We start from the raw sequence: 25,171 nt of genomic DNA, 5'->3' as shown, positions 1-25,171 counted from the left end.
AGGATCAATCAACCCCAAGAATGTACGTAAAAGGTCCGGGGTTAGGTCCGTTACTGTCAACGCGGAGACGGTAGATGGTATTTGGCTGGAATTCAAACTCGAATTGGAATATGCCAGGGGAGTCATTAACTATCGTTCTTTGAACATATCCGCCTGTCTCGGTCGTCAATCCAACATAACCGTAGTAACCTGACGGAAATGCCATTGTGATCAAAGCTTTAGCCCCTGGGAAGTAGGTGTTAGAAGGGAAAGATATAGTATACCAATCCATATCCGTACTGCTGCTAAGAGTCCCTACCTTGTTGTAAAGAAAGGGGTTATTCGCACCGGAAGGAGCACCAGCAAGAAAAGCTTCAGGCGTGTAGTAGCCGTTGTTCTGAATGTCATTTTGCTCATTAATATTCGTATTTGCAAATGCGCTTTGAGAACCAACGACCACGGCGGAGACGAGGGTAAGGACTGCCACTACCTTTCTGATCTTGGACGATTTCATTAATAACTCCTCCTTTTGGTGGTGATAGATAACGCTCCGGGCCCGAAACAGATATCTATCAAAATAGTAAAAATTTATATTTTTTCACTACTGTCGTTTTTTGCAGTTATTAATATTAAAACTTTTTTTGGTGAGATTGTAACTGAAGGATTGGACGTAATTATTTTGTTTATATTGTTTTATAACAGTAAATCGCATGCAAAGAAGCATTCACATGGATTTTGACTTAGATTATTATGGTTATCAAAATGAAAAAGGGCAGCTCTCGAATATTATTAAAGAGTTTGTCGAGGTAGGAATCCCCAAACTAAAACCACTCAAAAAGGGCTACAAAATCAAAACACATCAAGTTATTGTTGATGAATTAAATAAGTACGGTGTATTTCAAATATCACCCAAGAAATCTGGAATTGTCCTCGAAAAAACAATCGTTGTGCCAATGAAGAAGTTTTTCAATAAGAGAATAAGAACGAAATATCTTCTTAAGAAAGAAAAAAGTATGAAGTAATAATACTGCCATAGTGAGATGCACCTTCGGGTGCTTTTTCTTTTGTCCAAATCGATAGTGAGGTGGTGGTATGAAGTTTGTTCAGCCGATCCGGGACATTAATATCATAGTCCTGATCAAAAACTATTTGAAAGTTCGGAGCTTCCGAGATTATCTGTTGTTTTCGATGGGGATTCATAGTGGACTCCGTATTGCGGACTTGCTAAATCTTCAAGTATGGCAGGTGCGGAATCAACTTCACGTTACATTCATCGCTGAGAAAACTAAGAACCGAAAACGAAAGCGAAGAAAAGAGAAGAAGTTCATTATCCATCCAGATTATCGGGAAGATTTAGAAATTTACATTCGCGATATGCCTGATAATGCATATTTATTCGCCTCAAGACAAAAGAAAACGAAAACCTGTGAAGTTGGATTGCCGATTCGCAGAGAGACAGCGTGGCGTATGTTGAGTAAGGCAGCCAAGCATTTTGGCCTTGAGGAAATTGGGTGCCATTCTATGCGGAAAACATGGGGCTATCACTTAATTACTAACGCTCCTCCCGAGAAAGCAGCATTCGTCATGGCGTTACTAATGGAGATGTTTGGTCATGAGACTCAAGAGGAAACTTTGGGTTATTTAGGACTCACTCAGGACGCGATGGATCACATGATTCTACGTTTGAGTTTCACATAAACCGGTTAATGTTGCACTCGACCAAAGAGAATGAAGAATGCTTGATTTATCAACGGTTCTGATAATTCACGAGTGCAACAGAAATCTAGTTAAGTTACACCCTAGTTACATTTATTGGGAGGGTGAAGGCGGTATTGATATTGTGATAAGTAATGATTAATGGAACAACACGTTACCAAAGAACATGAACGTTACCATTCAACTCAATTAAACCCAATACTACGATTGCCGGATTATGGAAGTTAATATACTATTATCTCAAGGGGGAGAGATAATTGATTGAAACAGTGAAGGAACCATTAAAAAAATGCTTTATTATAACGCCTATTGGCAATTCAGCCACTGAAACAAGAAGACACGCAGATGGAGTTATTGATGCAACAATTGAACCCATATTAAAGGATTTACAAATTGAGTACTTTGTATCTCATAGAATGTCGAATCCTGGTTCTATTACAAACCAAATATTGAAGCATATCTTAGAAGATGATTTGGTAATTGTAAACTTAACCTCACTTAATCCAAATGTAATGTATGAATTGGCTGTCCGGCATGCGGTTAGAAAACCTGTTGTTGTAATCTGTGAAGTAGGAACCTCACTTCCATTTGACATAAATGACGAAAGAACTATTTTTTATACAAATGATATGAAAGGCGTAGTCGAGTTACAGCAAGAATTAAAAATATCGATACAAAGTGCTTTGGAGGAAGAACTATCAGATAATCCTATATATAGAGCCACGGCAGAATTAAAAATATTAAAAGAAGATACAGGCGGGGAAAACCAATCCTTGGAAAAGTACCTTATAAGTAGGTTGAATTCAATTGAAGATAAACTTAATAACAATAACATAAATATAGTACATTCGAGTAATAATTCTAGGGCAAGGAACATGCGTCGAATAAGAGTAAGGCTCTCTGTAAGGAATGGGCTTGAATTGTCTAATGTAGTCGGAATTTTTGAAAGTCTATGGGATGAATCTGTCCGTATTAGCGAAGTAAAGATACGTAGATCCAAAGAAGCTAACTGGTTTGAAGTATTTAAAAAAGATGTAGATGAAAATCAATACAACTTAGAAGAAGGTGATTCAATATTAATTAGTCTCCATACAAATGAATCTATTTCAAGGGATCAAATAGTAAAGACCATCAGTTCTAACTCTGAATTGTATGAATTAATCCATACAATAAATTTAGAATAAGTTCTCTAGAGCATCCATTTTGGGTGCTTTTTTATTTTTTTGGAGGTGGTGAAATGCAGTGCCTAGAGATAGAAGCACAAACCGATCGGCAGCTTTAAAATTGTGGCTCAAAAGTGGTCGGGAGATGAAGCTCACTGAAATTGCTGACGTACTTGGTACTATTGCCTCATTAATCCGCAAATGGAAGTTCGTCGATAAGTGGGACGAAATACCTCTAAAACGACCCCGAGGAGCTCCAGGAACGACGTCGGATTTGTCTTCTATCGGAACGTCGTGAACCTCCGGGTATTGGCGAGTTACATCGTTATTGTGACGTGTAAAAAGACGGACGGTCCCGTTCTCCATCGAAAGGATAAGCCGGTGGCCGTCAATCTTAGGCTCAAATATGTACCGATCGTCGTCGAACGGCGTTTCGCGCTTATCTAGGAGCATCGGGGAAATAAACATTGGTGTACACCATCCGTATATCTAGGTTGATAGACTGATTGTATCATTCGGGATTGCACGGCGATGCCGGTAAGTTAACCCAAATCAATCGCTTACAATATGAGGGATCTGAATGATTTAATCAAATCTGGAATCACCGATTGGAGAAGACCTAGCGTAGCTGGGGCTTTTTTTTTAACTTTATAAGAACAAGCGTTCGTATTATATTATAAGAACAAACGTTCGATATGGAGGTGAGGGGCATGCCTGAAAAATACATTGGGCAGATTGTTCGAATCATTTACCAGGACGCAAAGGGCCGAATAACGCAACGAACAATCCGAGTTAATCGAATTGTTGACGGTAGGATATTAGCGTATGACTTTGACAAGCGAGCTCCTCGCCCTTTTAGGATCGATCGAATACTGGCTATGCAGCCGGTGGGGAGGACAGCGTGAGCACACCTAGAAACGTCACAAATGAAGAGCGCGCAATGGTTAAAGACGCCATAGTCATACCAGTTATGCTTAATTACATTGATAATGACATTTCTACGATTCAGAAGTCCGGACTTAATACGGATATTGTTCTGGTTAATGGATTAAAGAAGGTTCAGGATGACATTATTAACGAGCATATCAGAATTAAACGGCAGCTTCGTGAACGGGGAATCAAGATTGTTCAGGAGACACGAAGTAAATCTTCCATCGAATCAGAATTCCTTTGTCGTGGATACAATCATAAGATGTCTTTACTTTGGAGTACCGTCCGAACAGAGGTGCTGCACAAGGCCAGTCAATACACCAGCATCAATTTAGTGCGCGAATAATATGTTGGACGATACGTCTCGAAAAATACTCCGAATCCTCAATAACATGCGATATGTTCCATCGATCGCGGAACTTGCATGGGAGATTCATCAGATTAAGACGCAACCAATGTTTAAATGGTGGGAACATGACTAATGAGGAGGGCGCATCATGCCGCCAGTAGAAAAACCAAAGAAGAAAGCCAAAGATAAAAGACCAACACGGGACGAAGCTATCCTTGAGGAAATCGGAGAAAGACTGGTCGAAGCATTGGTTGAAGAGTCGGAAGTCGTCCTAACCGTGTGGGGTGTGGATGAGGTAGTCCAAGGATTGATCGTCGCATTGGATGCTAGGACTAAACTCGTTCACGTGCAGCGTGCTGGAGCGACAACGAAAGTTCCGTTTATGGATATTATGAAAGTTGAGAGCCCCGATTGATTTTGCTGAAAAACGATATTATATGAAGAAACGTGAAGAAGATAACTGCCAACCACCATTTTTAAGTCTTTAAGCATGATGTTTTTACGCGAAACGAAATGTGGTAAACCCTATAATATCAGTACTTTCGAGCGCTAGTTAACATAAAAAGTCGACCCCCGTCTCGCGACGAGGGCCTTCATGGGAGAGGAGAAACCGGACGAAGAGCTTATGGGGAAACGTAAGTCTTCTCCGCGGTTGTCCCCGACACCTCTCGGCGCCGGTACTATCATTGTGACCCGGCGCGAGGAAAATATACGTCGGCGAGGAAAAAAATTAACGGGCGAACAATCACGAATAAAGGGGATTTTTCTAAGCTTTTGTAACACGGGAGATTGTGGTAACATAACACCAGTTATAATCATCCTGGTTCCATACAAGACAGCTATCACAATGGGGTTGAGAACTTGCGAGTCATCTCGGGACAAGCCAAAGGCCATCCGCTCAAAGCGGTGCCAGGCAGCAATACCCGTCCGACAACGGACAAAGTCAAGGAATCCCTATTCAGCATCATCGGTCCTTATTTCGACGAGGAACGGGTGCTTGACCTATTCGCCGGTACAGGAGGATTGGGCATCGAGGCGCTTAGCCGAGGGGCGATCAGCGCGATCTTTATCGATACCAGCCCGCAAAGCGTCGAGGTCATTCGGCGCAATCTCGCTTCGACGAGACTGGCGGATAAGGCCGAAGTGTATCGCAACGATGCGCGCAGGGCATTAAAGCTTCTCGAACGCGCGGGCAAATGTTTCGATCTGATTTTTCTGGACCCGCCATATGCCATGAAGGATTGCGACGCATTGCTGCAGGAAATGGCCTCCAAAGGATTAGTAGCCGACGGAGCGATCGCGGTCGTCGAACACCATCCGGACGTCGTTTACGCCGATTCTTTCGCCGGATACGAAAGAACCAAATACGCGACCTACGGAGAAATTGCGTTGTCCGTATATCGTTATCAACCATTAGACGAGGCGGAGCCCGCTCCTTCCTCGGTCGAGGAAGAGGAGGCTGGACAATGAGCCCTCATCAATCCCGTACGGAGCGAGAATCCCGGATCGCCGTATATCCGGGCAGCTTCGATCCCGTTACGTTCGGTCACTTGGACATTATTCGCAGAGCGGCCAAGCAATTCGATCGCGTCATCGTCGCGGTTCTCAACAATACGACGAAAACGCCTTTGTTCAGCGTTCAGGAACGCAAAGATTTGTTGGCGGAAGTTACGCGGGATTTGCCTAACGTGGAGATCGACAGCTTCCGCGATTTGCTCGTTAGGTATATGCGTTCCCGTCAAGCGCAAGTCATCGTTCGCGGAATTCGTTCCGTTACGGACTTCGAATACGAGCTGCAGATGGCCTCAACGAACCGTCAGCTCGACGAAGGCATCGAAACGGTGTTCATGATGACTAATCCTAAATATTCTTACTTAAGCTCCAGTATCGTGAAGGAAATCGCTAAGTTTAACGGACCCGTGCAGGATCTGGTTCCGCCGGCGGTAGAAGTGGCCCTGCAAGGGAAGCATGTGGCACCCGACGGGGAACGGAAATAAGGAAGGAAGGCCGGCGAATATCGTACGGTCTTTTTTTTTTGTTATGGCAATGAACCGAATAGCGCATTTTCCGATCTAATTTTCGAAAGCGATCGAATGACAAGAGAATGAAGCCTGCGAGGAGAGTGGGGATGATTGGAAATGATAGGCGATGTCGAACTCGCGCGAAGAGGGGACAAGGAAGCTTTCATCCGGCTGATGCGGGGCTTGGAGGTATCGTTGTACCAGACGGCAAAGGCATTTCTTCATTCGGACGAAGATTGCGCGGACGCGATGCAGGAAACGGCCCTTCGGTCGTACCGTTCGATTCGGGGGTTGAAAAATCCGCGGTATTTCAAAACGTGGATCGTGCGCATCTTGATCAACGAGTGCAAGAAATTGCTGGACAAGAGGCGTAACGTCGTTTCCTTCCAGCCCGAGTACGAGCCTGCGGTTGCGGATCCGGGTTATGCCCGGTTAGAGCTGCGGGAATTAGTGGACAGGCTTGACGGGCCCCAGCGTAGCGTCGTGCTCTTATATTATTACGGTGACCTGACGGTTAAGGAAATCGCGGAAGAGCTGGATGTTCCGGAGGGGACCGTGAAATCGAGGCTGTACAAAGCGCGGGAAATTTTGGGGTCGCAGTACGATCGGTTGTCGAAAGGGGTGAAAAGCCTATGAACGAACAACTATGGGACGGGGAAATAAAAAACGAACTCGAATCGAGCCCGTTCACGCTTCCCGCATTCGTACGGGACAAGATGGATGACGTCTACAGCCGACTGCCTGATTATCCGATCAGAAGCTCTATCCGTATAAGGATTGTCTGGGTGAGCGTTTGCGCATTATTGCTTTTCGTCGGTATTTTTGCATCGGGATTCGTCTCTCCCGCCGTGGCGAAAGTTCTGCGTCAACTTCCGGTTATCGGATCGGCTTTTCAGACGGTCGGAGACGAGGGGATTCAACGAGCGAGCGAAAAAGGGTTGGTTTCTACCGTCGGTCAGACGGTGGAGGATAAAGGGGTTGCCGTGACATTGGATCAAGTGATCTATGACGGCACGCGCCTCTCGATCGGCATCTTGCATTCATCGGACATCCAAATATCGCTTCCCGGCGCTGCGGGAATGATTCGGATCGACGGCAAGGAGTTGAACGCCGGAATGGGCGGGGTATCCAAAGAGATTGCCAACGGCATGACGGCTTCGGTGTACAAATTCACGACGGAGGAGCAGCTTCCCGATCGGTTTATGCTCGATTTCCATTTCCATGAGGTGACGAGGAACAAAGAAGGCCGTTCGGAGAAAATTGCCGGCAGTTGGTGGTTGTCGACGCCGGTCGTTAAACTCGCGGAAGACGTAAACGTCATTCCGTTCGATCCCCCGCTTATTCGCGAACATGCGGGAATACGAATCGCGGTTACGGAAGTGACGTCAACGCCGTTAACGACCAAAGTCGCGTTCGAGCTGGAAGTCCCGGATAAGTACGATTATATGACTTTTAACAGGGGAGAAGTTCCCAAGGGGGAATTGGTCACAACCCATAGACTAGATTACGAGTTGGTGGATTCAAACGGGTTAAGTCTTGAACCGTTAAGCGGAAGCGGCAGCCAGAAGCCGGGCGAACCCGAAAAGCGCGTCGTCTTGTTCGCGCCCGTTACATCGGATGTGAAGTCGTTAACGCTTCGAACGATCGAAAGCGCAGATAAGATGAGAAGTCAGGGAGACGGTTCGTTCGTTGGCGTCAGTACGCCGGAAATCCATTATGCGCCTCTGCCGATCGACGCTCCGTTTACGATGAAACAAGGCAATGCAGGAGAAATCGAGTTCAGGAGCATACGGTTCGAAAAAGATCAAACGTGGATAGAATACGAAGTGCGCGGTACGGAACCTTATATTCAAGATAACGCATGGTGGCTTGAGAACGGCAAGGGCGACCGATACTTATTCGATCGTTATGATCAAACCCGCATCAGCGAAGTTTCGTATGCGTACAGAGTAAAGCTTCCGGCGATTCAGCCGGACGAAAGTTTGAAAATCGCCGTCGTGCAAATAGATTCGAAAGAGCGGATAGAGCAGTTGGATATCCAATTGCCGATAGTTATCCAGACCCAATGAAAACATGAAGAAAAGAGATCCTGCCGTCACGGGCAAGAGCTCTTTTCTTTACTGCGGCTGGGCAGGGCAACGTCAATCTCGTTTCGTCGGAGGCTTTGGCCGTATGAGCGCCGCTAGCAATGCGAGCAATAGAAACACTCCGAAACTAGCTAACGCAACCGTTAGATTTACGGTCAGATGTCCCCACCCGCTTGCGAGCGATCCTTCCGCGGCCCATGCTTCCATAGCCGTCGTCTGTAAAGGCCAGATGTCGGCAAGCCAATGGGCCGCTGGTTGGGAGAGCGCGGCTAACGCGATCGGATAAGCGATAAGCAACGCCAAAGCGCTATGTAGAAGGCGGCTGGCGATAACTCTCGTCCATGGGAACGGTTTGTCCAGACCGAAGGCCGCCCGAGCCTGCAATAGGCCGCTCCAGCCGCTCCAAGCAAGCGCTGCGGCAAGGAGGGCGGCTGCTTGGGCAGGCGCCGAGTCGAATAAGGCGGAACGGCTGCTCTCGTATGCGCCGAGGTGCATTTCGTAGAGGCCGGGAATGGCGAGCCACAGATCGTTGCCGGGGAGCAATAGCTGGATTAACCGGACAACGACGGCGCACATCATCATTAAACCGCCGACCGTCATCAACGTCGATACGGCATTCGTTACGGAATCCGCTAATTGCTTGCCCAGAGGGCGAGCGTCGTCGATACGCGCATCCGCTGCGGCTCTTAATGCCCGCTTGAGAAGGGCGCGCGAGTGGTTGATGGGGATGCCCGGTATGTTCGGTTTACGCGGCTTTGCCACTCTCGCCCACACGAATCCGGATACGATCGCGGATAACCATAGGCTTAAAGCGATGGCCCATCCTAGTTCGGGCGATTGCAGGAAACCGCAGCCGATGACGAGCACGATGAGGAAAGGGTTAGGCAAATGGGAAACGAGCAGGACGGTATCGACGTCTCCGTCCTGAATCATGTCGTTGTCCCGGAGTCGGGCGGTTTCCTTAGCGCCCGAAGGGATGCCCGCCGACCAACCGAAAGCGATGGCCCATCCGGATGCCCCGGGCAACCGGAATAACCCGCGGTCAGCGGCTCGGCTAACGCAGCCATCCCGTGCAACAGTCCGGATGCGGCTAACAGCTCCGTAAGCATTAATGGAGGGAGCAATCCGGGAAACACGTTCTGCCACCATATTTGCAATCCGGACAGCGAAGCTCGGAACGCTTCGCCCGGCGAATGAACGATTCCGGCAACGAGCAGCATAGATGCCGATCCCAGCAGGAGCGAGAGGAAGGCCGATCTTCTACGCTTTTTTACTTTGACCATTTCGCAACGCCTCCCCAACACGCGCACGCAGTACAATACAATGTACGCCTAGCGATGGAGGGTTAGACCTTCTTGTCCGACCTCCAGCAGGTTTATGCGATCAGAGACGAATGGGCGGACTCGTATAATCGCGCATGGCCGCGGATGGCGCGGGATTCCGGAACGCTAACGAGTAGACGGCGGTGGCTCGGGCGTCCATGGCTAAATAGGGTGAATCCCCCTTGGACGCGGAGGCGAAGACGGGTACTTTGGCCTTGACTCTCATGTCGTGAAGCAATCGTTGTCCGCGATCATTAAATCCGAGCACCCGAATATACTCTATTCCCGTGGCGAGCTTGCCTGCGGAGAGGAGTTCCTTGCGATGGCCGAGCAGGATGCGCAGCAACGTACGCTGCAATTTCGTATGCGTATATCTCTTAGTCTTTAATGCCTGAAGCAATGTCGCCACGCTTATATCGGGTAACTCCGCAAGCGCGTTTCGAATGCGATGCTCAAGACCTTCGGTCACTTCCGCGAACGCGGAAAGCTCAGCCTCATTCTGGCGGTACAGTTCATGGAATAGAGGCCTGGAAAAGCATTCCCAATGGATGGGGGCTCTTCCGGCTTCCATCTCTCGCCGCAATATAGCCAAAGTGGAGTCCGGCACGTAGTCGGCTAACTGCTCCAAAGATCCCGTCTCGCCGAGCAATAGCTTGCGAAGCGCGGTAGCGCTGGCGATTCGGATGTCCGTAATGTCGGATTGCCCGTATTCCGATTTCTCGCGACGGAGAGTATACGGGGTTATGGGGCTGTTAAGCTTGCGCAGCGCCATTAAATAATGAAGCCCTAACGTATGATTGGGCTGAGTCAACGAGTAAGCATGCTCGGCCAAGCCGCGGCGCTCCAGGTATTCCGATGCGGCTGCGGTAAAAGCGGAAGGGTAAGGCAATCCCTCTTTAAGGCGACCGTTCAGGAGCGAAACGAATTCCGCGGGTTCATCCGCAAGCAACGAGGCCAAAAGCTGCAACGAATCCAGTTCCCCGCTTTCGCTGCCGAAGCAGAGGGAGTCGACGACTCCCGTCGCGTCCAATAAGCCGACGGAACCATAAGCAAACCATTGGGCCGGTTGAGAACTATAAGCGACGGGAAGTTCCAGCACGAGGTCGCACCCCGCCCGCAGCGCCATTTCCGCGCGTGCCCACTTGTCGGCCATCGCGGGTTCGCCGCGCTGGAGGAAATGGCCGCTCATGACCGCGACGACGTTGTCGGAGCCTGTTATTTTCTTGGATTGCTGCAAATGATAGAGATGTCCGTTGTGCAATGGGTTATACTCTACAATAACACCTACCGTTGACATGTCGGTCTCCTTAAGGCGGTTAAGCCGTTATACTTGATTATTTCTTTTGCCACAATATAACATGTAGGGGGATCGCAAGAGAAGATTAGGCGAAAACTCTCCGTAATTGTTGACAAAGGACGCCGAAACTCGATATAATAATTTTTGTTTGTTTGGAGTGATATCATTGTTGCTAAAAGTACAAGAACTTGTCGCTCGGCAGCAGCCGATTGAGCTACAGGGAACTCTCGACTTGAAGGATTTATTCCGGAGCAATTCGGAATATAATCCGCTCGCGCCGATGAAATACGATCTGGTTGCGCAAGCTTCCGACGATCGGATTCTGGTGTCGGGTCAACTCTCCTGCGACGTCCGCATGCAGTGCTCGCGCTGCTTGGACAAATTCGACGAAACCGTTAACGTTCCTTTCGAGGAACAATTTCGTATCGTCGAGGACGGAGAAGCCGAACTGAGTGAAGATGATGAAGCCGTACCGGTAACGGAAGAGCGGATCGATCTTTCTCCTTATTTGGCGGAAGAACTCGTTGTCCAGCTGCCGTATGCACCGCTTTGCAAGGAAGATTGCAAAGGGCTGTGCCCGGAATGCGGGATGAACCTGAACGAACAATCGTGCGGTTGCAATACGGAGAAGATCGATCCCCGTATGGCTGCGCTTCAGGATTGGTTTAAATCTCAGAAAGAATAGGGCCCGGCTCCAAGCCGCGGCATTATTCGGACCTGATAAGGAGGTGGCAGCAATGGCAGTCCCTTTTGCGAAGACATCGAAAGCCCGCAAACACAAACGCCGGACGCACTTTAAGTTGGTAGTTCCTGGTATGGTGAAATGCGAGCAATGTGGAGAATTGAAAATTTCGCACCGCGTATGTAAAGTTTGCGGTACGTACAAATCACGCGAAATCATCAAGCAATAAAGCTTAGACGCGTCTGGTTTCACGACGGGGAAGCGCATTCGACCGCACTGCGGGTGAAGTGGCGTTACTTGCGTTCGGTGCATGCCGGCGCGTTTTTCTTTACGCTAATTTTGGCACCTGGTATTAAAGGTTATTCATAGATGCGTTCAAAAAAGTCGATTTTTGAACTACCTTTCTACAGAAAGCGGTGGTGAGCATGGAACGGCTACCTAAACGTCAGCGTCATCAACAGCTTAGCAAGCTATTGGACGAAAATCCGTTTCTCACCGACCGGGAACTCACTCGTCTGCTGAAAGTCAGCATCCAGACCGTCCGATTGGATCGCTTGGAGCTTGCCATTCCGGAGCTGAGGGAAAGACTGAAGCTGATGGCGGAGCGGTCGTACGATTCCGTTCGGTCTTTGCCTCTTCATGAGGTGATCGGAGACATCGTCGACTTGCAGTTGGACAAAAGCGGGATTTCCTTGTTCGAGATAAGCGAGGAGCATGTGTTCTCCCGTTCAGGCATTGCCCGCGGCCACCACGTGTTCGCTCAGGCGAACTCGCTAGCGGTCGCGATCATTAACGACGAGATCGCGTTGACTGCATCCGCGGATATCCGTTTTATTCGTCCTGCCCGGCTTGGGGAGAAATGCATTGCCAAAGCCTACGTAAGGGCAAGCGGCGAGCAAAAAGGGAAAGCTAAGGTCGAAGTGTTTACATATGTTGGCGAGGAAATGGTTTTTCAAGGGAACTTTATCATTTATAGATCCGGCGGGGAATCGAAAACTTAAATTTGCAGCCTCATAAAGGAGTGTAGCTCATGCGGATTGCTATTGATGCAATGGGCGGCGACCACGCGCCGCATGCTCAAGTCGAAAGCGCTTTGTCTGCAGCTGCCGAATGGCCGGATACGCATTTGATTCTGGTCGGTAACCCGGAAGTGCTTCAACCGTTGTTAGGTAAAGGAGCGCCTCCGAACATATCCGTCGAATCCGCGCTGGAAATCATCGAGAGCGACGATGAACCCGTCAAAGCCGTTCGCCGCAAAACGAACTCTTCCATGGTCGTCGCGGGACGGATGGTTAAGGAAGGGTTAGCGGACGCGATGATTTCCGCCGGCAACACGGGAGCTTTAATGACGGTTGGTTTGCTCGTGGTAGGGCGGCTCAAGGGAATCGAGCGTCCCGGCTTGGCGGCGATCTTCCCGACGTTGGACAACGTCGGCGTGCTTGCGCTCGATATGGGCGCGAATATGGATGCGAAGCCTGAGCACCTATTGCAATATGCGATTATGGGCAGCATATATCGGAGCAAAGTTCATGGAATCGCGAAGCCGCGGGTAGGTTTGCTCAATGTCGGAACGGAAGCGGCCAAAGGCAATGAATTAACCAAAATCGCCTTCGGATTGCTTGAGGAAGCGCCGATCAACTTTATCGGCAATATCGAAGCCCGGGACGTATTGGCCGGCAAATGCGATATTATCGTTTGCGATGGATTCTCCGGGAATATCATGCTGAAATCATTGGAGGGCGCGGCTTCCACGATCTTTACGCTATTGCGCGAAGAGCTGACTTCGACCTTAACGGCCAAGTTGGCGGCAGCTGTTCTTAAGCCGAGTTTCCGTAGAGTCAGAGATCGTATGGATTATAACGAATATAACGGTGCTCCGTTGCTCGGCGTGAATGGATTGGTCGTCAAAGGACACGGTTCTTCGGACGCGAAGGCAATGAAGACGGCAATCAGGCAAACGAGGACGGCAATCGGCAATGGACTTATCGCGGCGTTGGCCGATGAAATCAGCGGAAAGTGAGAGAGACATATGAATGGAGTTTCCGTCGGCATTCTGGGTACGGGTAAATACGTTCCGGAACGCCGATTAACGAATCAGGATTTAGAGCAGATGGTGGAAACGAACGATGAATGGATCGTGACGCGCACGGGAATTCGGGAACGCAGGATCGCGGCTCCGGAGCAGGCGACCTCGGATCTTGCTTATGAAGCATCCGTTAAAGCGCTGCAAGCTGCCGGAATTACGGCCGATGAACTCGATCTGATCGTCGTGGCAACCATTACTCCGGATATGTTTTTTCCTTCCACGGCTTGTTTGTTACAAGAAAAGCTCGGGGCGAAAAAAGCGGCCGCTTTCGATTTGTCCGCCGCTTGCTCCGGATTTATATACGGTTTAGCGAATGCAAGCAGCTTAATCGCGACGGGTCTGTATCGCCACGTTCTCGTAGTAGGCGCCGAATGCTTATCGAGAATTACGGATTATGAGGATCGCAACACGGCTATTCTGTTCGGCGATGGCGCGGGCGCGGTTGTTCTAGGTCAAGTGCCGGAATCGCGGGGCTTTAAGTCCTTCAAGCTTGGCGCCGACGGAGCGGGCGGCGAGTTGTTGCGGATTTGCGGCGGCGGCTCTCGTCTGCCTTCCTCCGAACAATCCGTTACGGATCGTCGCCATTATATCGAAATGAACGGACGCGACGTGTTCAAGTTCGCCGTCCGCGTTATGGGAAGCGCCGCGGAGGAAGCGTTGAGCAGCGCGGGTTACGAGAAAGCGGACATTGATCTTCTTATTCCTCATCAAGCGAATATCCGCATTATTCAATCCGCGCTCGAAAGATTGGATTTGTCAGAAGACAAGGCCATGATCAATCTGGATCGATACGGCAACGTGTCGGCGGCATCGATACCTTTGGCATTGGCGGAAGCGGTCGAGCAAGGACGAGTTAAAGAAGGGGACTGCTTGGTTCTCGTCGGATTCGGCGGCGGACTTACATGGGGAGCATCCGTCTTGATCTGGTAAGCGACGGCAATTCGTCGTTGCCTCATGTGAAGAGGAGGAATTACTTTGGGTAAAATCGCATTCGTATTTCCCGGCCAAGGCGCGCAAGCGGTAGGGATGGGTAAGGATGTTTACGAGAGCCACGCGGCTGCTCGCGCTATTTTCGATCAAGCGGACGCCGCGCTCGGGTTTTCGATCTCGAAGCTGGCGTTCGAAGGGCCGGACGACGAACTTCGTCAGACGGCTAACACGCAACCGGCATTGCTTGCGACCAGCATCGCATTGCTGGAGGCGTACAAAGCGCACGGCGTGAAACCGGATTATGTCGCGGGACATTCGCTTGGCGAGTATAGCGCATTAGTGGCGGCCGGCGCATTGGCTTTCGATGATGCAGTACGGCTAGTCAGGGCTCGCGGCCAGTTTATGGAACAAGCGGTTCCTAGCGGCCAAGGTGCGATGGCGGCGGTGTTGGGAGCGGAACGCGATGCTTTGCAAACCTTATGCGCGGACATTGCCGCCTCGGGATCAATCGTTGAACTAGCGAACGTGAACTGTCCGGGGCAGATCGTCGTTTCCGGTTCGGCGGATGGAGTCGCGGCAGTCGCCGAGCGGGGGAAAGAAGCTGGAGCGAAGCGGGTAATTCCGTTAGACGTTAGCGGTCCTTTCCACTCCTCGCTTATGCAGCCTGCCGCGAACAATTTATCCGCAAAGCTGGCGAGTACGGACTTCAATGACGCGCAAGTGCCCGTCGTTGCGAACGTTCACGCCAAACCTGTTACATCGGGCCAGGAGCTTCGCGAGTTGCTTGTGAAGCAAGTCGTATCCCCCGTACAATGGGAAGATACGATTAAGTATCTGATCAGTGAAGGCGTCGATACGTTCGTTGAAATCGGTTCCGGAACGGTGCTCGCCGGCTTGATCAAGAAAATCGACAAGTCGGTACAGGTAATCTCCATCAACAGCGCGGAATCGGCAACGGCAGTTGCGCAATGAAGCTGAAACAGCGACAATGTACGGGAGGGTGATCGAGAATGGCGATGTGGGATTTGAACGGCAAAAGCGCCTTGGTGACGGGAGCGTCCCGGGGAATCGGCAGAGCGATCGCGATTGCGCTTGCCGGCGCGGGCGCGGACGTAGCGATTAACTATTCGGGCAACGAAGCCGCGGCGGAAGAAACCGTCAAAGCGGTGGAAGCGCTCGGACGCAAGGCGATCATGATCAAGGCTAATGTCGGCAAAGCGGCGGAGTTCGAAGAGATGGTCGCCAAGGCTCTGGAAACTTTCGGAAAATTGGACATTCTCGTGAATAATGCGGGCATCACCAGGGATAACCTGATTATGCGTATGAAGGAATCGGAATTCGACGAGGTCATCGAGACGAATCTGAAGGGCGTGTTCAACGGCATTAAAGCCGTGACCCGTCCGATGATGAAGCAACGCGCCGGGCGTATTATTAATATTTCGTCCGTGGTCGGCGTACTCGGCAACGCTGGTCAAGCCAACTATGTCGCGGCGAAAGCGGGCGTGATCGGAATGACGAAGACGGTGGCCAAGGAATTGGCTTCCCGCAACATTACCGTCAACGCGATAGCGCCGGGTTTCATCGAATCGGACATGACCGATAAAATTCCCGCAGACATCAGAGAGAAAATGCTCGGCGAAATTCCGCTCGGCAAAATGGGCCGTCCCGAGGACATCGCGTCGCCGTCGTTTACCTAGCTTCAGATGCGGCATCCTACATGACCGGTCAAACGATTCATGTAGACGGCGGAATGTATATGTAGGAAATGTAAGGTTCCCCGTGCAAGGCATCTATGGCTTTTTGTCCATGATTCACGTATAATACGTTAAGGGAGGTGAACCGGATGTCCGATGTACAAGAACGTGTAAAACGCATCGTTATCGAACGCCTAGGTGTTGAAGAGGCAGAGGTAACAGCCGAAGCATCCTTCAAAGACGACTTAGGCGCTGACTCTCTCGATGTGGTAGAACTCGTTATGGAACTCGAAGACGAATTCGACTTGGAGATTTCAGACGAGGATGCAGAGAAGATCACAACGGTGGGAGAAGTCGTTAAATACATACAATCTCATGCGTAATGATCGACCGGGTCCCGTTATCGCGACGGGACTTCTGCACATTTAAGCGCCGCTTCACACTCGGGAGCGTGTACTGAATCAGCTGAAGAGGTGAATGGGTTTTGACACAGCGTGTTGTTGTTACAGGCATGGGAGTAGTAACGTCCCTAGGCTCCGATCTGCCTACGTTCTGGAACAATCTACTGAACGGCAAATCAGGCATCAGCCTTATAGAAGCTTTTGATACAACGGAATATACAACCAAGATCGCAGCGGAGATTAAGGATTTCGATCCTAGCTTATATATTGACAAGAAGGAATCCCGCAAAATGGACCGCTTCGTTCAATTCGGAGTCGTGGCTAGCAAGCTGGCTCTTGAAGACGCGAAGCTCGTCATTGGCGAGAACGCGGATGCCGAGCGGGTAGGCGTCGTCGTTGGCTCGGGCATCGGCGGTTTGGGTACGTGGGAAGATCAGCATACGTTGTTGATGGAGAAGGGACCGCGCCGCGTGAGCCCGTTCTTCATTCCGATGATGATCGCCAATATGGCCAGCGGCCAAGTATCTATGAGCACTGGCGCTAAAGGTCCGAACTCCGCGGCCGTATCGGCTTGCGCTACGGGTACGCATTCCATTGGCGACAGCTTCAAAATGATCCAACGCGGAGATGCCGACGTTATGATCTGCGGCGGCGCGGAAGCGACGATTCGTCCGATCGGCATGGCAGGATTCTGCGCGATGAGAGCGATGAGCACTCGCAACGACGAGCCTGAGAAAGCAAGCCGTCCATTCGACGTGGATCGCGACGGGTTCGTTATGGGCGAAGGCGCCGGCGTACTCATATTGGAATCGCTTGAACATGCTCAGCAAAGAGGCGCTCGGATCTATGCCGAGGTAATCGGCTACGGCATGAGCGGCGATGCCCATCATATGACCGATCCTGATCCCGACGGAGCGGCCCGTTGCATGAAGAAGGCGATCAAAGACGCCGGAATCGAGCCGGAAGCGGTCCAATACGTCAATGCGCACGGAACTTCGACGGGGATCGGCGACAAGTCCGAAACAACCGCGATCAAGAAGACTTTCGGGGATCATGCGTATAAGCTTGCGGTTAGCTCAACCAAATCGATGACCGGGCATCTTCTCGGCGCGGCAGGCGGCGTAGAAGCGGTTATTCTCGGATTAACGTTGCAGAACGGAATGATCCCTCCAACGGCTAATCTGGATAACCAAGACCCCGAGCTTGATCTGGATTACGTACCGAATAAGCCGCGTGAAGCGGATGTGCAAGTGGCATTGTCTAACTCCTTCGGGTTCGGCGGCCATAATGCCACCATCATCATGCGTAAATTCCAAGACTAATGGAATCGTGAACCGATTAAACATACGCAACCTAATAAGCGCGTGAACGTCGACGCAGGCGGCATTTGCTGTCTGCGTCGATTGTTTATGGAGCGGTGTTGAGGTGAAGGAACTTGAAGGATGGTTTTCAACAGCTGCAAGAACGCGTTAATCTGACATTTCGCAACCCTGCTTTGCTGAAGCAGGCATTTACGCATACTTCCTACGTGAACGAGCAGCGGGGAGCGCGGATTGCGGACAACGAACGATTGGAATTTCTGGGCGATGCCGTATTGCAATTAACGGTATCGGAGTATTTGTATCGTCTCTATCCCGATTCTCCGGAAGGAGAAATGACCCGTTTGCGGGCGAGTATCGTCTGCGAACCATCGCTTGTCCGTTTTGCCGAGACGCTCGAATTCGGGCAAGTCGTGCTGCTCGGCAAAGGGGAGGAGCAGACGGGAGGACGTACCCGTCCGTCCTTGCTTGCGGATGCATTCGAAGCTTTTTTGGGTGCGCTCTATCTGGATCAAGGGCTGGATGCCGTTCGTTCTTTTCTGGAGCGCCATATGTTCTCGCAGTTGCCGAGCGACGGGCAAGCTCCGCTCAAAGACTACAAGACGGAACTGCAAGAGAAAGTTCAGCAGCTGTCGATGGGTGCGTTGGATTATCGGATCGTGGAAGAGAGAGGTCCGGCGCATGACCGCGAGTTCGTCGCGATAGTAGCCATCGGCAAGCAACGTTTAGGCAAGGGAATCGGGCGTTCCAAGAAAGAGGCGGAGCAACAAGCCGCATCACAAGCGCTCACGACGTTTGCGAAGCAATATCCCGGGTAACCGACCGACTCGAGAGGAGTAATTATCCTTATGTTTTTGAAAAGAATCGAGCTGACTGGGTTTAAGTCATTCGCGGACCGGACCGAGCTGGAGTTCGTTCGCGGCATAACCGCCGTCGTCGGACCGAACGGCAGCGGCAAGAGCAATATCTCCGACGGAATCCGCTGGGTACTGGGCGAGCAAAGCGCGAAGTCTCTTCGCGGAGGCAATATGCAAGACATTATTTTTGCCGGCAGCGATTCCCGCAAGGCGGTCAACTTCGGCGAAGTGTCTCTGACGCTCGATAACATGGACAAGGCGTTGCCTTTGGATTTCAGCGAAGTAACCGTTACGCGCCGAGTTCACCGGAACGGAGAAAGCGAATACTTGATCAATAAGCAACCTTGCCGTCTCAAGGACATTACCGAATTGTTCATGGATACGGGAATCGGGAGGGAAGCTTATTCGATTATCGGGCAAGGCCGTATCGAAGAGATTTTAAGTACGCGATCCGAGGATCGGCGGGGAATCTTCGAGGAAGCATCCGGTATCGTGAAATACAAGAGCCGGAAGAAGGAAGCCCAGAAGAAGCTCGAAGACACCGAGAGCAACTTGCTGAGGATTCACGATCTCGTCAGCGAGCTCAAAGGCCAGATCGAGCCGCTTAAGGAACAATCGGAGAAAGCCGAAGCTTATAAAGCGATCAAAGAAGATTTGAAAAATAAAGAAATCGCCCTTTACGTCCATCAGATCGAAGGGGTACATACTTCCTGGACGCAGACGAACGAGCGTCTCGCCGCTTTACGCGAAGAGCAGCTTGGTTTATCTACATTCGTTAGCAAGCATGACGCGATCCTGGAAGAAGAGCGTCAAGCTCTCGTTCACCTGGAAGAGTTGCTCGAGAAGCTTCAGGACGAGTTGCTGCGCTGCAGCGAGGAGACGGAGAAGTCGGAAGGATACGTGGAGTTGCTTAACGAGCGCCGCGGACATCTGGAACGGACCCGCGAAGGGCTTCAGCAATCGCTCGCTTCCGCCGAGGAAAGGTTCGCGCAAGCGACTGCCGAGGAAGCGGAGCTCCGGACCAAAAGGGTTCAATTGGATGCCGAACTTACTGAGTTAACCGCGAAGCTCGCGGACGAAGAAGACCGGCTGGCGCTTGCCGACGGAAGCACCGAAGTCGAAGAACGATTGAAAGCGGAATTGTTCGATACGTTAAACGCAATGGCTCAAGCCCGCAACGATATTCGTTACGGCGAGGGTCAGCGCGAGGTGCTTGAGCGCCGGATGGCTCGGATTACGGAAGAGGAAGCGAAGTGGCGCGAGCAGAAGGACGTGCTGCAAGCGAAACGCGGGTTGCTCGAAGAGCGGGTTGCCGCAGTTACGCTGGCGCTGACCGAAGTACGCGACCGCTATGTCGCGGAAGGCGCGCGTTCCGGGGAGCTGCAACGCAAGCTGGAAGAAGCTCAAGCTTCGGTTCGCCGATCCGAGCAGAAGAAGGAAGCATTAGTTTCCCGGAGAGACACGATCAAAGAACTGCAGAATGACTACGACGGATTCCAGCACGGCGTCCGCGAAGTGCTTAAAGCGTCAAAGCGGGGATCGCTGCATGGGGTACATGGCGCGGTTGCCGAGCTGGTTAGCGTTCCGGGGCAATTGGAAGTCGCGATTGAAACCGCGCTTGGCGCAGCATTGCAGCACATTGTTATGGAGGACGAGAAAAGCTCTCGCACTGCCATCGCCTATTTGAAACAGCGTCAATCCGGACGCGCGACGTTCTTACCGTTGGACGTTATCCGTCCAAGGCACATGTCGGACGGCGACCGTCGTACGTTGGAACAAGCGGAGGGCTTCATTGGCATAGCTTCCGAGTTAGTCGGCTTCGAACCGAAATACTCGGCAATCGTGAGCAGCATGCTAGGCAATGTGCTTATCGCCGAAACGTTGGAACTGGCGAATCGAATCGCCTCCAAGCTGCAATACCGTTTTCGCGTCGTAACGCGGGATGGCGATATCGTCAATGCCGGCGGTTCGATGACGGGCGGTAGCCTTCAAAAGAAATCGTCCAGTCTGTTAGGACGCCAGCGTCAGCTAGAGGAGCTGGATCGCGAAATCAAGGATGCCGAGATCGCGAGGGAAAAAGCAAAAGCGGAAGCGGACGACCTGAAGAAGGAACTCGCGCAAGTCGCGCAAAATATCGAGCAGCTCCGTAACCAGGGAGAGCAAGAGCGGTTGAAGGAGCAGCAAGTAACCGGGGAACAAGCCCAATTGCTGCAGGACGAGAAGCTGCTGGAGGAACAGCATGCTGAAATGCTCGGGGAGAAGGCCGCGTTCGACGCGGAAGCGGGCGGCCTGAATTCCAACAAGGAAGAAGCCGAGGCCAGGCTCGCTGCGCTTACGGAAGAGGAAAAGCGTATTCAAGCGCGGATCCAAGAGGCGGAAGAACTTCGCCGCAAGAGCGCATCCGCTAAGGAGGAGCTGCAAGCGGCGCTTACCGAGCTGAAGGTTTCGATCGCTCGGTTGGAGCAGTCCCGCAGCGCATTGGACGAGCAATTAAACCGTCACCGGGCCGACCTGGCTCGTTTGACGGACGACAGAAAGCAGTTCAAACAATCTTTGGAGCATAACGACGCGGAAACCGCGCGTACGCTAGAAGAGTCCGTGGAGCACCGCGAACGTTTGAACGAATTGCGGATTCAGAAAAAACAGTTCACGGAAAATATCGAGTTCAAACGCGCGGACCGCGCGGAAAAGCAACGCGAGTTGGAGCGCAAAGAAGGCGAGACGAAGGATCAGCGCGCCAAGCTGAGAACCGTCGAGGAAGGTTTGCGTCAAGCGGAGATCGCCGTCAACCGAATGGATGTCGAACTCGACAACCTTCTCCGCAAACTCACCGAAGAATACGAAATCGGGTTCGAGCTCGCGAAGGAGCGGTACCCTGTTCCGGAAGATATCGTGAGTACCCAGAACGAAGTTCGCGATATGAAGCGGAAAATTTCTTCGCTGGGCGACGTTAACTTGGGAGCGATCGAGGAGTATAAACGCGTATCCGAGCGTTTCAACTTCCTCTCCGAGCAAGAGAACGACCTCATTGAAGCGAAAACAAAGCTGCATGGCATTATTCGCGAGATGGACGACGAGATGTCCAAGCGGTTCCGCACGACGTTCGAGGAAATCCGCAAGCATTTCGTAGTGGTATTCTCCCGGATGTTCGGCGGAGGGCGAGCGGATCTCATACTCGTAGAACCGGATCGTCCGCTCGATACGGGAATCGATATCGTCGCGCAGCCGCCGGGCAAGAAGCTGACCAACCTTCAGCTATTGTCCGGGGGAGAGCGGGCGCTCACGGCCATCGCTTTGCTGTTCGCGATTCTTAACGTTAAGCCAGTGCCATTCTGCGTGCTCGATGAAGTCGAGGCTGCACTGGACGAAGCTAACGTAGCCCGCTATGCTCAGTATATGCGCGAGTTTTCCGACTCGACGCAATTCATTGTCGTTACTCACCGCAAGGGGACGATGGAGGAAGCGGACGTACTGTACGGGGTTACAATGGAAGAAGGCGGAGTGTCCAAGCTCGTCTCCGTCCGTCTGGAAGACACGGAAGAGATGACGGCTACGGCTTAATAGTGCCGTGAGGTTAATGCTTAGGTCTCCTCGAATCCGTACAACTATATGAAGTCGTTTTGTCTGTCTACTAACTAGCTCCAGAAACGCATAACCGGGCTGGAATTAGTCGATTTTATCGACTAACTCGCTCCAGAAACACGCAATCGGGTTGGATTTAGTCGGTTTAATCGACTAACTCGTCCCAAGACGAGTTTTAGAGACCTAAGTAGTAACCGAGAGGCAGTACAAGTTGTATTAGCAATAGGTTGGAGGAAACGAAAATGAGCTTTTTCAAGAGGCTTAAGGAAAGCATCGCATCCAAAACGGAAGCGGTCACGAGCAAATTCCGCGATGGATTGGCGAAAACTCGCGACGCTTTCGTCGGGAAAGTGGCAGAACTGTTCACTCGCCGCAAGAAGATAGACGAAGAGTTTTTCGAAGAGCTGGAAGAAATCCTGATCGGGGCCGACGTCGGCGTTAATACGGTTATGGGATTGATCGACGATCTTCGCGCGGAAGTGAAAAAACGCAAAATCGAACAGCCTTCCGAGCTGCAGCCGATTATGTCCGAGAAGCTCGTGGCTATGCTCCAAGGCTCCGGCGAAGAAATCGGAATCAAGGAAAACCCGAACGGAATTACGGTTATCCTATTTGTGGGCGTGAACGGGGTCGGCAAAACGACGACGATCGGAAAGCTTGCTTGGCGTTATAAGCAGCAAGGCAAAAAGGTTCTGTTAGCTGCAGGAGATACTTTCCGAGCGGGCGCGATCGAGCAATTGGAAGTCTGGGGCGGACGCGTAGGCGTGGACGTTATCAAACAAGAGTCAGGTTCCGACCCGGCTGCGGTTATGTTCGACGCGGTGCAGGCGGCGAAACAGCAGAAAGTCGACGTTCTTATTTGCGATACGGCGGGACGCCTCCAGAATAAATCCAACTTGATGGAAGAGCTTGCAAAAATCCATCGTGTCATCCAACGCGAGATCCCCGGAGCTCCGCACGAGACGCTGCTCGTGCTCGACGCTACGACCGGCCAGAACGCGCTTCAACAAGCAAAGCTGTTCGGCGAGAAAAGCGGCGTAACCGGATTGGTATTGACTAAGCTCGACGGCACCGCTAAGGGCGGAATTGTCATCGCGATCCGTAATGAGCTGTCTCTGCCGGTCAAATTTGTCGGTCTCGGCGAGAAGATGGACGATCTGCAACAATTCGACGCAGACCAATTCGTCCACGCCTTATTCGCCGATCTGGCGGGCAACGAAGACGCGGAAGAGGAACAATCCAACTAAAAGAATGTCTAAATACGATCACCTCGTTTGGCTTAATGCCTACGGGGTGTTTTTTTCGTCCACGACTTATTCGATAAAATGGTAATATCCAGGTGATTATGCGTTATTCAATGAAATCAATTTTTATTGATTATTCCAAATTTGAGGGTATTTTCAAAACGGATTATGAAACTGCGCATTCTGCTTCTGAAAAATCCGGTAGGGTTTGGAGACCGTAGGAGGGACTTCAATGGCTTCTTTTGTGTTACTATTCGGTGTTGAATGCCAACAATGAATCTAAATTTTATTTCGATAGAATATGTGGAAGCCTTTGAAAAAACAAACGATAGATGGTTGCGAGCAGGTCGGAATAATCTTGTAAAGCAGGGTTTGAGATGGAGATATGGAGTTACTCGGAAACGAATGAATACGTAAGCGAAAACTTTACTCAATCTTTAGCGCTAGGACTTAATGTAATCGAAGCGACTGAAAGAGCTCTTTATGAGTTTGATACGGTTATTAACGAAAGTGAGATCGACAGATTCTTTGTTTACCTAACGTTGGCGAAAGCCGGGATTGAACAGAACCAGGTTAGAGCCGATGTCGTATCCGAAATAGTTACTATGCTGACAAACGGCGTTCTTGGTAAATTAGAAGGTCGAATAACGGGAGAAGATCTAGAGGTAGTTATGAAGGATGTCGAGCGCGTAAACAAATACGGTAGAGAAGCGATTTGAAAAGAATGAATAGTTAATTATGGTATAAAGATGGCAAAGGCGCTTTCGGGCAATCTATGTAGGTGTACCGGCTACGGCGGCATTCTTCGCTCCGTACGTAAAGCTACAGCATTAGGGAGGAACGCTTCATGAGAACAGAGACGGGCATTCCGATGCCGGTCATCGGGAAAATGAGCAAAGAACAATTCGTCGAGACGTTGGGAGGAATATTCGAGAACGCGCCATGGGTGGCGGAAGGAGCTTGGGAACATCGTCCGTTCAAGACTCGCAAGCAGCTTCACGACAAAATGATGGAAGTCGTCAGGCAAGCTTCCGACGAGACGGTAACGGCGTTTTTCCGCGGTCATCCCGATCTGGCGACCAGACTCGAAGTGACGGAGTACTCCGCCGCCGAGCAGCAGGGAGCGGGACTTAGCCTGTTGTCGGCGGAGGAGGTTGAAACATTCGCCGCTAACAATCGCGAATACGCGGAAAAGTTCGGGTTTCCATTTATTATGGCAGTCAAAGGAAAGAACAAGAATGAGGTTTTATTGGCGATGAAAATACGGATCCACCATTCGGAAGCGGAGGAAAGGGAAACGGCGCTAGAGGAAATAGGCAAAATCACCGGTTTTCGTCTGAAAGATTTGTTGGAGGCTTAATCGGACTGCGGGGAGAGGGATTCATGCGGAATACGACTCTTTGCGACCGAAACGAGAGATGTTAAGGGATTTCCCTTGACATCTCTTTTGCGATTGGTTAACATAGTGGAAGCAAGATGATGTAAAGGGTTTTTCCTTGACATTGAATTGGC

The 25,171-nt window shown here is 50.8% G+C and carries 27 protein-coding genes and 2 pseudogenes; 24 read left to right on the top strand and 5 right to left on the bottom strand.

Annotation, left to right across the window (positions count from 1 at the left end; all coding sequences use genetic code 11):
- Positions 1 to 4: 4 nt before the first annotated feature.
- Entirely contained in the window at positions 5 to 493 is a 489-nt protein-coding gene (locus tag FPL14_RS02690; RefSeq protein ID WP_182301581.1) for a hypothetical protein, read from the bottom strand.
- Between the two features lie 214 nt (positions 494 to 707).
- Between FPL14_RS02690 and FPL14_RS02685 the strand changes: the two genes are divergently transcribed.
- From FPL14_RS02685 to FPL14_RS02670, 4 genes are all read left to right on the top strand, one after another.
- The gene (locus FPL14_RS02685; protein WP_182301580.1) at positions 708 to 1,001 is read left to right on the top strand and encodes a hypothetical protein; all 294 of its coding nucleotides are present in this window, start codon (positions 708 to 710) and stop codon (positions 999 to 1,001) included.
- Between the two features lie 70 nt (positions 1,002 to 1,071).
- Positions 1,072 to 1,677: a tyrosine-type recombinase/integrase gene (locus FPL14_RS02680; RefSeq protein ID WP_182301579.1), complete on the top strand. Its 606-nt coding sequence runs from the start codon at positions 1,072 to 1,074 to the stop codon at positions 1,675 to 1,677.
- A 275-nt stretch (positions 1,678 to 1,952) separates the two neighbouring features.
- A complete protein-coding gene (locus FPL14_RS02675; RefSeq protein ID WP_182301578.1) occupies positions 1,953 to 2,879 on the top strand; it encodes a hypothetical protein in 927 nt (308 codons plus the stop codon).
- A gap of 58 nt (positions 2,880 to 2,937) precedes the next feature.
- Positions 2,938 to 3,156 (top strand): phage terminase small subunit-related protein, encoded by a 219-nt coding sequence (locus FPL14_RS02670; RefSeq protein WP_182303820.1) that lies wholly within the window; start codon positions 2,938 to 2,940, stop codon positions 3,154 to 3,156.
- Between the two features lie 8 nt (positions 3,157 to 3,164).
- Here the strand turns inward: FPL14_RS02670 and FPL14_RS02665 are convergent.
- Positions 3,165 to 3,311: pseudogene (locus tag FPL14_RS02665) on the bottom strand (ATP-dependent DNA ligase); the annotation flags it as partial.
- Positions 3,312 to 3,759: 448 nt separating this feature from the next.
- Between FPL14_RS02665 and FPL14_RS02660 the strand changes: the two are divergent.
- The 6 genes from FPL14_RS02660 to FPL14_RS02635 all read left to right on the top strand — a co-directional run bounded on the left by FPL14_RS02660 (position 3,760) and on the right by FPL14_RS02635 (position 8,227).
- Positions 3,760 to 4,134, top strand: coding sequence for a YhjD family protein (locus tag FPL14_RS02660; RefSeq protein ID WP_182301577.1), 375 nt, complete (start codon positions 3,760 to 3,762; stop codon positions 4,132 to 4,134).
- A gap of 151 nt (positions 4,135 to 4,285) precedes the next feature.
- Positions 4,286 to 4,552 (top strand): YolD-like family protein, encoded by a 267-nt coding sequence (locus FPL14_RS02655; protein WP_182301576.1) that lies wholly within the window; start codon positions 4,286 to 4,288, stop codon positions 4,550 to 4,552.
- A gap of 446 nt (positions 4,553 to 4,998) precedes the next feature.
- Entirely contained in the window at positions 4,999 to 5,607 is a 609-nt protein-coding gene (gene rsmD, locus FPL14_RS02650) for a 16S rRNA (guanine(966)-N(2))-methyltransferase RsmD (RefSeq protein WP_229263752.1), read from the top strand.
- Entirely contained in the window at positions 5,604 to 6,134 is a 531-nt protein-coding gene (gene coaD, locus FPL14_RS02645; RefSeq protein ID WP_182301575.1) for a pantetheine-phosphate adenylyltransferase, read from the top strand. Before rsmD ends, coaD begins: the two co-directional genes overlap by 4 nt.
- 141 nt (positions 6,135 to 6,275) lie before the next feature.
- Entirely contained in the window at positions 6,276 to 6,794 is a 519-nt protein-coding gene (locus FPL14_RS02640) for a sigma-70 family RNA polymerase sigma factor (protein ID WP_182303818.1), read from the top strand.
- Positions 6,791 to 8,227 (top strand): DUF4179 domain-containing protein, encoded by a 1,437-nt coding sequence (locus FPL14_RS02635; protein WP_182301574.1) that lies wholly within the window; start codon positions 6,791 to 6,793, stop codon positions 8,225 to 8,227. Before FPL14_RS02640 ends, FPL14_RS02635 begins: the two co-directional genes overlap by 4 nt.
- A 72-nt stretch (positions 8,228 to 8,299) precedes the next feature.
- Here the strand turns inward: FPL14_RS02635 and FPL14_RS02630 are convergent, their stop codons facing one another.
- From FPL14_RS02630 to FPL14_RS02620, 3 genes are all read right to left on the bottom strand, one after another.
- Positions 8,300 to 9,178, bottom strand: a complete 879-nt coding sequence (locus FPL14_RS02630) for a hypothetical protein (protein ID WP_182301573.1) — start codon at positions 9,176 to 9,178, stop codon at positions 8,300 to 8,302.
- Positions 9,175 to 9,528 (bottom strand): hypothetical protein, encoded by a 354-nt coding sequence (locus FPL14_RS02625; protein WP_182301572.1) that lies wholly within the window; start codon positions 9,526 to 9,528, stop codon positions 9,175 to 9,177. Before FPL14_RS02625 ends, FPL14_RS02630 begins: the two co-directional genes overlap by 4 nt.
- A 100-nt stretch (positions 9,529 to 9,628) precedes the next feature.
- Positions 9,629 to 10,864: a nucleotidyltransferase gene (locus tag FPL14_RS02620; RefSeq protein ID WP_182301571.1), complete on the bottom strand. Its 1,236-nt coding sequence runs from the start codon at positions 10,862 to 10,864 to the stop codon at positions 9,629 to 9,631.
- Between the two features lie 166 nt (positions 10,865 to 11,030).
- On the opposite strand from FPL14_RS02620, the gene FPL14_RS02615 reads away from it, so the two are divergent.
- From FPL14_RS02615 to uraD, 14 genes and pseudogenes are all read left to right on the top strand, one after another.
- Positions 11,031 to 11,549, top strand: a complete 519-nt coding sequence (locus FPL14_RS02615) for a YceD family protein (RefSeq protein ID WP_182301570.1) — start codon at positions 11,031 to 11,033, stop codon at positions 11,547 to 11,549.
- Between the two features lie 52 nt (positions 11,550 to 11,601).
- On the top strand, positions 11,602 to 11,775 hold the full coding sequence (gene rpmF, locus FPL14_RS02610; protein ID WP_115990919.1) for a 50S ribosomal protein L32: 174 nt from the start codon (positions 11,602 to 11,604) through the stop codon (positions 11,773 to 11,775).
- Positions 11,776 to 11,971: 196 nt separating this feature from the next.
- On the top strand, positions 11,972 to 12,547 hold the full coding sequence (gene fapR / locus FPL14_RS02605) for a transcription factor FapR (protein WP_182301569.1): 576 nt from the start codon (positions 11,972 to 11,974) through the stop codon (positions 12,545 to 12,547).
- Between the two features lie 29 nt (positions 12,548 to 12,576).
- Positions 12,577 to 13,566 carry a phosphate acyltransferase PlsX gene (gene plsX / locus FPL14_RS02600; protein WP_182301568.1) on the top strand — a complete coding sequence of 330 codons (990 nt, stop codon included), beginning with the start codon at positions 12,577 to 12,579 and terminating at the stop codon, positions 13,564 to 13,566.
- 9 nt (positions 13,567 to 13,575) lie between these two features.
- A complete protein-coding gene (locus FPL14_RS02595; RefSeq protein WP_182301567.1) occupies positions 13,576 to 14,562 on the top strand; it encodes a beta-ketoacyl-ACP synthase III in 987 nt (328 codons plus the stop codon).
- A gap of 45 nt (positions 14,563 to 14,607) precedes the next feature.
- Entirely contained in the window at positions 14,608 to 15,534 is a 927-nt protein-coding gene (gene fabD, locus FPL14_RS02590) for an ACP S-malonyltransferase (protein WP_182301566.1), read from the top strand.
- Positions 15,535 to 15,578: 44 nt separating this feature from the next.
- Positions 15,579 to 16,324 (top strand): annotated as a pseudogene (fabG, locus tag FPL14_RS02585) (3-oxoacyl-[acyl-carrier-protein] reductase).
- 81 nt (positions 16,325 to 16,405) lie between these two features.
- Positions 16,406 to 16,639: an acyl carrier protein gene (gene acpP, locus FPL14_RS02580; RefSeq protein WP_115990925.1), complete on the top strand. Its 234-nt coding sequence runs from the start codon at positions 16,406 to 16,408 to the stop codon at positions 16,637 to 16,639.
- A 101-nt stretch (positions 16,640 to 16,740) separates the two neighbouring features.
- Positions 16,741 to 17,979 (top strand): beta-ketoacyl-ACP synthase II, encoded by a 1,239-nt coding sequence (gene fabF, locus FPL14_RS02575; RefSeq protein WP_182301565.1) that lies wholly within the window; start codon positions 16,741 to 16,743, stop codon positions 17,977 to 17,979.
- Positions 17,980 to 18,092: 113 nt separating this feature from the next.
- Positions 18,093 to 18,794: a ribonuclease III gene (gene rnc, locus FPL14_RS02570; RefSeq protein WP_182301564.1), complete on the top strand. Its 702-nt coding sequence runs from the start codon at positions 18,093 to 18,095 to the stop codon at positions 18,792 to 18,794.
- A gap of 30 nt (positions 18,795 to 18,824) precedes the next feature.
- Entirely contained in the window at positions 18,825 to 22,394 is a 3,570-nt protein-coding gene (smc, locus tag FPL14_RS02565; RefSeq protein ID WP_182301563.1) for a chromosome segregation protein SMC, read from the top strand.
- Between the two features lie 263 nt (positions 22,395 to 22,657).
- Positions 22,658 to 23,662, top strand: a complete 1,005-nt coding sequence (ftsY, locus tag FPL14_RS02560) for a signal recognition particle-docking protein FtsY (RefSeq protein WP_182301562.1) — start codon at positions 22,658 to 22,660, stop codon at positions 23,660 to 23,662.
- 374 nt (positions 23,663 to 24,036) lie between these two features.
- A complete protein-coding gene (locus FPL14_RS02555) occupies positions 24,037 to 24,378 on the top strand; it encodes a hypothetical protein (protein ID WP_182301561.1) in 342 nt (113 codons plus the stop codon).
- A gap of 128 nt (positions 24,379 to 24,506) precedes the next feature.
- On the top strand, positions 24,507 to 25,019 hold the full coding sequence (gene uraD / locus FPL14_RS02545) for a 2-oxo-4-hydroxy-4-carboxy-5-ureidoimidazoline decarboxylase (protein WP_220471208.1): 513 nt from the start codon (positions 24,507 to 24,509) through the stop codon (positions 25,017 to 25,019).
- The last annotated feature ends 152 nt before the right edge of the window (positions 25,020 to 25,171 follow it).

Source organism: Cohnella cholangitidis (assembly GCF_014107495.1).
GTDB classification, from domain to species: domain Bacteria; phylum Bacillota; class Bacilli; order Paenibacillales; family Paenibacillaceae; genus Cohnella; species Cohnella cholangitidis.
This window is presented reverse-complemented; position numbering and strand designations above follow the sequence as displayed.

Coding starts and splice junctions, on each gene's coding strand:
- acpP (WP_115990925.1), top strand. CDS start 16,406: ATGTCCGATGTACAAGAACGTGTAAAACGCATCGTTATCGAACGCCTA.
- FPL14_RS02630 (WP_182301573.1), bottom strand. CDS start 9,178: ATGATTCAGGACGGAGACGTCGATACCGTCCTGCTCGTTTCCCATTTG.
- plsX (WP_182301568.1), top strand. CDS start 12,577: ATGCGGATTGCTATTGATGCAATGGGCGGCGACCACGCGCCGCATGCT.
- FPL14_RS02555 (WP_182301561.1), top strand. CDS start 24,037: ATGGAGATATGGAGTTACTCGGAAACGAATGAATACGTAAGCGAAAAC.
- FPL14_RS02680 (WP_182301579.1), top strand. CDS start 1,072: ATGAAGTTTGTTCAGCCGATCCGGGACATTAATATCATAGTCCTGATC.
- FPL14_RS02595 (WP_182301567.1), top strand. CDS start 13,576: ATGAATGGAGTTTCCGTCGGCATTCTGGGTACGGGTAAATACGTTCCG.
- ftsY (WP_182301562.1), top strand. CDS start 22,658: ATGAGCTTTTTCAAGAGGCTTAAGGAAAGCATCGCATCCAAAACGGAA.
- rpmF (WP_115990919.1), top strand. CDS start 11,602: ATGGCAGTCCCTTTTGCGAAGACATCGAAAGCCCGCAAACACAAACGC.
- FPL14_RS02655 (WP_182301576.1), top strand. CDS start 4,286: ATGCCGCCAGTAGAAAAACCAAAGAAGAAAGCCAAAGATAAAAGACCA.
- uraD (WP_220471208.1), top strand. CDS start 24,507: ATGAGAACAGAGACGGGCATTCCGATGCCGGTCATCGGGAAAATGAGC.
- FPL14_RS02640 (WP_182303818.1), top strand. CDS start 6,276: ATGATAGGCGATGTCGAACTCGCGCGAAGAGGGGACAAGGAAGCTTTC.
- FPL14_RS02685 (WP_182301580.1), top strand. CDS start 708: ATGGATTTTGACTTAGATTATTATGGTTATCAAAATGAAAAAGGGCAG.
- smc (WP_182301563.1), top strand. CDS start 18,825: ATGTTTTTGAAAAGAATCGAGCTGACTGGGTTTAAGTCATTCGCGGAC.
- FPL14_RS02620 (WP_182301571.1), bottom strand. CDS start 10,864: ATGTCAACGGTAGGTGTTATTGTAGAGTATAACCCATTGCACAACGGA.
- FPL14_RS02625 (WP_182301572.1), bottom strand. CDS start 9,528: ATGGTCAAAGTAAAAAAGCGTAGAAGATCGGCCTTCCTCTCGCTCCTG.
- fapR (WP_182301569.1), top strand. CDS start 11,972: ATGGAACGGCTACCTAAACGTCAGCGTCATCAACAGCTTAGCAAGCTA.
- coaD (WP_182301575.1), top strand. CDS start 5,604: ATGAGCCCTCATCAATCCCGTACGGAGCGAGAATCCCGGATCGCCGTA.
- FPL14_RS02690 (WP_182301581.1), bottom strand. CDS start 493: ATGAAATCGTCCAAGATCAGAAAGGTAGTGGCAGTCCTTACCCTCGTC.
- FPL14_RS02635 (WP_182301574.1), top strand. CDS start 6,791: ATGAACGAACAACTATGGGACGGGGAAATAAAAAACGAACTCGAATCG.